General features: G+C 49.7%; 5 protein-coding genes. 4 read left to right on the top strand and 1 reads right to left on the bottom strand.

The genetic code is table 11. From position 1 onward, the window contains the following. The 4 genes from VIM87_RS23300 to VIM87_RS23315 all read left to right on the top strand — a co-directional run. Positions 1-1,964: PKD domain-containing protein (locus VIM87_RS23300; RefSeq protein ID WP_331999330.1), on the top strand; the 1,964-nt coding region annotated here is incomplete at its 5' end. Positions 1,965-1,995: 31 nt separating this feature from the next. Continuing rightward, complete coding sequence (locus VIM87_RS23305) at positions 1,996-3,033, top strand: PorP/SprF family type IX secretion system membrane protein (RefSeq protein WP_331999331.1); 1,038 nt, start codon at positions 1,996-1,998, stop codon at positions 3,031-3,033. Between the two features lie 81 nt (positions 3,034-3,114). After that, the gene (locus VIM87_RS23310; RefSeq protein ID WP_331999332.1) at positions 3,115-3,585 is read left to right on the top strand and encodes a redoxin domain-containing protein; all 471 of its coding nucleotides are present in this window, start codon (positions 3,115-3,117) and stop codon (positions 3,583-3,585) included. A 141-nt stretch (positions 3,586-3,726) separates the two neighbouring features. Beyond that, positions 3,727-4,086: a T9SS type A sorting domain-containing protein gene (locus VIM87_RS23315; protein ID WP_331999333.1), complete on the top strand. Its 360-nt coding sequence runs from the start codon at positions 3,727-3,729 to the stop codon at positions 4,084-4,086. 131 nt (positions 4,087-4,217) lie between these two features. Here the strand turns inward: VIM87_RS23315 and VIM87_RS23320 are convergent. Continuing rightward, on the bottom strand, positions 4,218-5,363 hold a 1,146-nt coding region (locus VIM87_RS23320), incomplete at its 5' end, for a class I SAM-dependent rRNA methyltransferase (protein ID WP_331999334.1).

Raw genomic sequence — 5,363 nt, forward strand, 5'->3', positions numbered from 1 at the left:
CCGCCTGTGCAGGATCGCCCATACGTTTGCTGGCCACTGCCACTAATGCCGACAGCTATAGCTGGGATTTTGGCGACGGCACTACCCAGGAAGGCCCCCAGAACGATATTACACACGGCTTTAAGGCCAATGGCACGATACAGGTGCAAATGAAGGCAGGCCGCAATGGCTGTTATGCCGGCAGCGTACCGGTAACCGTGCAGATCACAGGCCCTGCGGCCAGATTCACCTTTGCCCGTTCCTGTACCAACCGCAAGGCATTTACCTTTACCAACACCTCCAGCGCTACTGCCGGTGTTACCTATGAGTGGGATTTTGGCGATGGCAGCGCGCTGGAATATACCCGGGATGCCACGCATGTATATAGCCAGAACGGGGATTATACCGTGCGCTTAACCGTGCGCGAAACAGCAGGCACCTGCACCAGCAGCGATTTTCAGACAGTATCCTGCTTCCAGGCTGATTTTAGTACCGGCATCAGCAGCATATGCCGGGGCAGCCGCATTGGCTATGGCGTGCTGCATGTACCCTCCCAGCAGGTGCACCACTACGCCTGGCGCTTTGGGGATAATACCCGGCTGGATACTACTGCCGTGGATATTTATAAAACCTATGAACAAAGCGGCACGTTTACCGATACACTCATTATTTTTTATAAAGACCCTGCCGTGTATTGTAATGATACGGTGGTGAAACCGCAGCATATAACTATTATTGCGCCCCAGGCGGATTTTATAATTGGCAAGGCCTGCGTGGGCCAGCCGGTTACGTTCACAGATGCTTCGCAGCCCTGGCCCAATATTCCTTTAACCAACTGGCGATGGTCTTTAGGTAATGGTATGACGGCCAGCACAAAAGTGCCGCCAACGCCTACCTACTCCCCTGCGGGCACGGTAGCTATTACGCTGGTGATAACGGATGCGCGCAACTGTGTGGATTCCTTTACGCAGCAGCTTACGGTAGACCCTACCCCTACGCTGAGCATGGCCTCCCGGCAGTACAAGATCTGCGAAGGCAATAGCATTACCCTCAATGCACAGTCAAATGGTACGGTGTTATGGAGCCCCAACGATCACCTGAGCTGCGTGGGCTGCGCCAGCACTATTGCCGACCCGGTGACCGATACCAAATACTTTGCAACGGCCAGCAATGCCTTTGCCTGTTTTGTAACAGATTCCGTAGCTGTTAAAGTAGTGCCGCAGGTGCAGCTCACCGTATCGTCCGACACGGTGCTGTGTAAAGGTGCGGCCGCACAGCTAAGAGCTGCCGGCGCTGCAACCTACAGCTGGGCGCCCGCTACCGGCCTTACTTCGGCCCATGTAGCCAACCCAATCAGCACACCGGAGCAGGATGTTACCTATACCGTTACCGGCACCAATGATGCGGCCTGCCCCGGCCAAACACAGCAGGTGAGCATACAGGTAAAACCTTTGCCCACGGTGAATGCAGGCCCCGACCAAACGGTGACCGTAGGCACCCGCATTACGCTGGCTGCTACCGGCAGCGCGGATGTGGTAAGCTGGCAATGGACCCCTGCTGAAAATATAGACTGCGCCATCTGCCCCACTACACTGGCAGATGTGCGTAAACCCGGCAGCTACAGTATTAAAGGCACCAATGCAGACGGCTGCTCCAATAGTGATCTGGTAGACATTCATCTGGTATGTGACCAAAATGTGGTATACATTCCCAGCGCCTTCAGTCCCAATGGCGACGGGGAGAATGATATTTTTTATCCTCGCGGAAAAGGCATTAACTTTATTAAATCTTTCCGCATTTTTAACCGCTGGGGACAAGAGGTATTCAAGAGGGAAAATATAGCCATAGACGACATCAGCTCCGGATGGAACGGAACCTATAAAAACCAGCCGCAGGCGGCCGATGTGTATATTTATTTCATAGAGGCCCGCTGCGACAATAATGAAAATTTTTCGCTGAAAGGAAATGTGACATTACTGAGATAACCGAACCGATAATATACCTAAATACATTCCTATGAATAGACTGTTACGCAGTATACTGCTAATGGTTGTAACCGGTACCTATGCTACGCAAACCGTAACTGCGCAGGATATACATTTGTCACAATTTTACGAAACGCCCATATTACGCAACCCTGCGCTCATTGGTATTTTCAATGGTGATATACGTGTGCAGGCGGTGTACCGCAACCAGTGGAACAGTGTAACGGTTCCTTACCAGACCGGTACATTCAGCGGGGAAATGAAGTTCCCGGTAGGGATGAGCAATAACTTTGTAACAGCAGGCCTGCAGCTATCCTACGACCGGGCAGGCACCTCCCGCCTGCAATCCGTACAGGTATTGCCGGCGCTGAACTTTCATAAATCCCTGAGCGCGGATAAAAGCAGCTTTTTGTCCCTGGGTATTATGGGCGGCCTGGTGCAGCGGCAGTTTGACCCCACCCATCTTACTTTCAATAACCAGTATACGAACGGGCGTTTTGATCCCTATGCTCCTACGGGGGAGGACGGGCGGCTGGCCTTACGCGGCTACTCTTACCTGGATGCCGGCATAGGACTGAGCTATAACAGCACCATCGGGGAAAACACAAGCTATTTTATAGGGGCAGCTGCGTACCATCTGAACCGGCCCAAAGTATCGTTTTACAAGGATCCGGGTGTGGAGCTGGATATGAAGTTCACCTTTAACGCAGGCATTACGGTACCGGTATCTGAAAACGTAAAGATAATAGGCCAGTATAACCAGCTGCACCAGGGCACTTACAGTGAGTTTATCGGCGGAGCGCTGGTGGGTTATGGCCTGCTGGACCAGGGCCTGGTATCTGATCGGGGTATCTACGGCGGTTTGTTCCTGCGCTGGAACGATGCTATTGTGCCCACCATGAAGCTGGATATGGGCAGCTGGGAAGTAGGTATGAGCTATGACGCCAATATCTCCAGCCTGCGTACTGCCAGCCAAACCTTTGGCGGTTTTGAAATATCGCTGGTGTTCAAGGACTTCCTGAACAGCCGGAACAGTACGCTGGAAATGACGAACTGCCCGCATTTTTAATAAAACCAGTGAGTTTGGATTAATAACACTTTCATGTAATTTTACGGCCTTATTAATCTTTAACCACTAACAACTTTTAATATGAGCGCAACCGTAGGCAGTAAAGCACCGGCATTTACATTAACGGATACTGAAAAGAAAAAGGTATCCCTGGAAGATTTTAAGGGCCAGAACCTGGTGATCCTGTTCTTTCCCATGGCATTTACCAGCGTTTGCACCGCGGAGCTGTGCTCTGTACGGGACACCCTGAGTGTGTATAATGGCCTGAACACCGCTGTGGTAGGCATTTCGGTAGATTCTCCCTTTACCCTGGGTAAATTTAAGGCGGATCAGCAGCTGAACTTTCCCCTGCTGTCTGACTTTAACAAGGAAGCCTCCCAGGCATACGGCGCCTTTTATGAAACTTTTGTGCTGGACCTGAAAGGCGTATCCAAAAGAGCGGCTTTTGTGGTGGATAAGGAAGGTACCCTGCGTTATGCAGAAGTGCTGGAAAGCGCCGGCGACCAGCCAAATTTTGACGCTATTAAACAGACTTTGAGCACCTTACAATAAAATGGCTGATAAAGCGTTAAATTTTTCAAAAAAACAACGGCAGGCCAACTGAATTGGCCTGCCGTTTGTTATATTTACATAGGTGATGAACCGAAATTAAAATCTCAAATATTCAAAAAAATCCTTATTTTTATACTAATTATGTGGAAAACCTCTACTCTCTTTTTTACTTTAATACTTTGTTTCCACTGCCTTACCGGCAGCGCGCAAACGCCTAAAACTCTCCCTGCTACGGAGAACGAGGGGGCTGTGAAGATCGTTAAGCTATACCCTAATCCGGCCTCCAGCAGGATTAATTTTGAAATTCAACAGCATAATAACGATAAGGTATATGATCTTATTGTATACAACTTCCTGGGCAAGAAAATGGACCAGCTGAAAAATGTGAATGGCCGTACCTCTATGGACCTGGGTTCTTACTACAGCGGGTTATATATTTTCCAGCTCCGTGACCGGGATGGTAACCTGATCGAGTCCGGAAAGTTTAATGTAGTGAAGTAACGATCCTCCGAAATGTAAAATGATAAATGTAAAATATCAAATGTAAAAGTTTGAAGCCCTATATCCAATGAAACCAACTCCCCTGCACTTTATCATTTAAAATTTAAGATTTTACATTTTACATTCTCTCTTTAAGAAACCTCTACAATCAGAAATTTCAGGTACGTAGTATTTTCAATATTCCATAAAATAGGATGGTCCTGTGCTTGTGTCTGGAAAGTAACCTGGCGCAGCTTTTTCTTGGCATCCTTGGCCGCCATGTCAATGATCTCCAGGAACATGGAGGGTGGCACCAGGTTGGTACAGGAAGCTGTTACCAGGAACCCGCCGGGTTTCAGCAGCTTCATGCCCCGCAGGTTGATCTCCTTATAACCGGTAATGGCTTTCTGGATGTTTTCCCGGCTTTTGGTAAAGGCCGGCGGATCCAGGATCACTACATCAAACTGCTTGTCTTCCCGGGTCCATTGTTTCAGCACATCAAAGGCATTTACCGCCTGGAACTGGCAGATGTGGTCCAGGTTATTCAGCTGCGCATTGCGGCGGGCGGTGTTTACCGCATGTTCGGAAATATCCAGTCCCAGCACACTTTTAGCGCCGTAGTAGCCTGCATGGCAGGAGAAGGTGCCGGTGTAACAGAAAGCTTCCAGCACATCAGCTCCTTTTGCAATATGCTGAATGGCGCGGCGGTTATCCTGCTGATCCAGGAAGTAGCCCGTTTTCTGGCCATTTACGATATCTACATGAAACTTTAAGCCATTCTCGTTAATGATGATGTTAGTATCAAAAGGCGCGCTCAGAAAGCCTTTTTGCTGGGGCAAACCTTCCAGCTCCCGCACGGGTACATCGTTGCGCTCATAAATGCCTTTGGGGTTGAAAATGCTGTTCAGGGCATCTACAATAGCGCCTTTCCAGCGGTCCATACCCAGGGCCAGGGTTTGCAGCACAAAATAATCGTTGAACTTATCAATGATCAGGGCGGGCATTTCATCGGCTTCCCCGAAAATGAGGCGGCAATTCTCCACATAACCCAGCTTTTGACGGTACTCCCAGGCCTTTTGCAGGCGGCGGTGAAAGAAAGCGGCATCTACCGTTTCGTTCTTGTCGCGCGTAAGGATGCGCACCAGGATCTGGGACTGGGGATTGATGTAGCCGCGGCCTACAAAAAAGCCCTGGTGGGTGAATACATCTACAATATCGCCGGCATTCACGGCGCCATCGATCTGTGCTACTTCGTTGCCAAATACCCAGGGGTGGCCCTGCAGTACGCGGTTCTGGAT

The sequence above is a fragment of the Chitinophaga sp. genome (assembly GCF_036569125.1).
Taxonomy (GTDB): domain Bacteria; phylum Bacteroidota; class Bacteroidia; order Chitinophagales; family Chitinophagaceae; genus Chitinophaga.